The sequence below is a fragment of the Coprococcus sp. RTP21428st1_C9_RTP21428_210409 genome (genome assembly GCF_040227395.1).
GTDB classification, from domain to species: domain Bacteria; phylum Bacillota; class Clostridia; order Lachnospirales; family Lachnospiraceae; genus Coprococcus; species Coprococcus aceti.
Genome location: NZ_JBEHVV010000139.1, coordinates 1 through 1,747 on the forward strand (window position 1 = coordinate 1; position 1,747 = coordinate 1,747).

The following is a 1,747-nucleotide window of genomic DNA, read 5'->3' on the forward strand; positions in this document are numbered from 1 at the left end:
TTGCATATTGCAATTTCGGAAAAACAATGCTATAATTCATACATACCGAAAAAGGAGGCAGTCAGCATGAAAGATAAAGAATTACGCAAGCTGATAGGCAGCAGAATAAAACAGCGCCGTCTGGAATTGAATCTGACACAGCCTTATGTCGCAGAGAAGATGGGAGTTACCGCTTCTACAATCCTGCGTTATGAGAATGGTTCGATTGACAATACGAAAAAAATGGTGCTGGAAGGTCTTTCGGAAGCACTCCATGTATCTGTGGAATGGCTCAAAGGGGAAACAGATGAATATGAAACCGACATTACGGATAAGAGAGAATTACAGATTCGTGATGCGATGGGAGATATTCTGGAACAGTTACCGCTTGCCCTTACCAAAGAAGAAGATGCTTTTTCAAAAGATTTATTACTGCTGATGTTAAAACAATATGGTCTGTTTTTGGATTCCTTCCAGTTCGCCTGCAAAAACTTCAAGGGAAATGCTGGTCAGACGGATATTGCCAAAACAATAGGGTTTGAATCGAATGAGGAATATAATGAGATTATGTTCTTAAGGGAAATCACTCATACCATCAATGCTTTTAATGAGATGGCAGACATTGTAAGGCTCTATTCCAAGAAACCAAAAACAGCAGAACAAAGGCTTGCAAATCTTTTATCAGAAGTCTTATACGAAGATTCCGAATCGGTATAGTAAGACAACCGGAGTTATGATATACTTACACGCACGAAGCATTTCATCAGTTCCGATTGTCTAATATCGAAAGGAGACATACGATTATGGCAAAAGGATCTGTAAGAAAAAAAGGAAAGAAATGGTACTACCGCTTCTATGTAGAGGACGCAAGCGGCAATCTTGTTCAGAAAGAATGCGTTGGAACAGAAAGCAAAAGTGAAACTGAAAAACTGCTCCGTCAGGCAATGGATGATTATGAGAAAAAGAAATTTGTTGCCAAAGCGGATAATCTCACAGTCGGACAGCTTTTGGATGTGTGGGCAGAGGAGGAATTAAAAACAGGTACGCTCAGCAATGGTACGGTGGAGAATTACCTCGGAACAATCCGAAATATTAAGAAACACCCATTGGCAGAACGTAAACTGAAAAATGTAACCTCTGAACATTTGCAATCTTTCTTCGATTTGCTTTCCTTCGGGGGAGTTCATCCCGATGGAAAAGAGAGAAAGGGTTACAGCAAAGATTACATCCATTCTTTTTCCGCAGTCATGCAGCAATCATTCCGCTTTGCAGTATTTCCAAAGCAGTATATTACGTTCAATCCTATGCAGTATATTAAACTGCGGTATCAGACGGATGAAGTGGATTTGTTTTCTGATGAGGATATGGACGGAAATGTCCAACCAATTTCACGAGAAGATTATGAAAGACTGCTTGCTTATCTGCAAAAAAAGAACCCAGCCGCAATACTTCCAATCCAGATAGCCTATTATGCCGGGCTTCGTATTGGAGAAGCCTGTGGTTTGGCATGGCAGGACGTAAATCTGGAAGAACAATGCCTTACCATAAGACGCAGCATCCGATATGATGGCTCAAAGCGCAAATATATCATCGGACCAACCAAGCGGAAAAAAGTAAGGGTTGTTGATTTTGGAGATACACTGGTAGAGATTTTCCGTAATGCCCGGAAAGAGCAGTTAAAAAATCGAATGCAGTACGAAGAACTTTATCACACGAACTACTACAAAGAGGTCAAAGAGAAAAACAGAGTGTACTACGAATATTATTG

At 40.4% G+C, this 1,747-nt stretch carries 2 protein-coding genes; both read left to right on the plus strand.

What is annotated here, in order from left to right; genetic code table 11:
• Positions 1 to 66 precede the first annotated feature (66 nt).
• The gene (locus ABUA34_RS14230; RefSeq protein ID WP_015529844.1) at positions 67 to 696 is read left to right on the plus strand and encodes a helix-turn-helix domain-containing protein; all 630 of its coding nucleotides are present in this window, start codon (positions 67 to 69) and stop codon (positions 694 to 696) included.
• Between the two features lie 86 nt (positions 697 to 782).
• The coding region (locus ABUA34_RS14235) for a tyrosine-type recombinase/integrase (RefSeq protein WP_349823537.1) at positions 783 to 1,747 on the plus strand (965 nt) is incomplete at its 3' end.

Bases quoted from the DNA above. Each gene is read 5' to 3' on its own strand.
- ABUA34_RS14230 (WP_015529844.1), top strand. From the start codon at position 67: ATGAAAGATAAAGAATTACGCAAGCTGATAGGCAGCAGAATAAAACAG.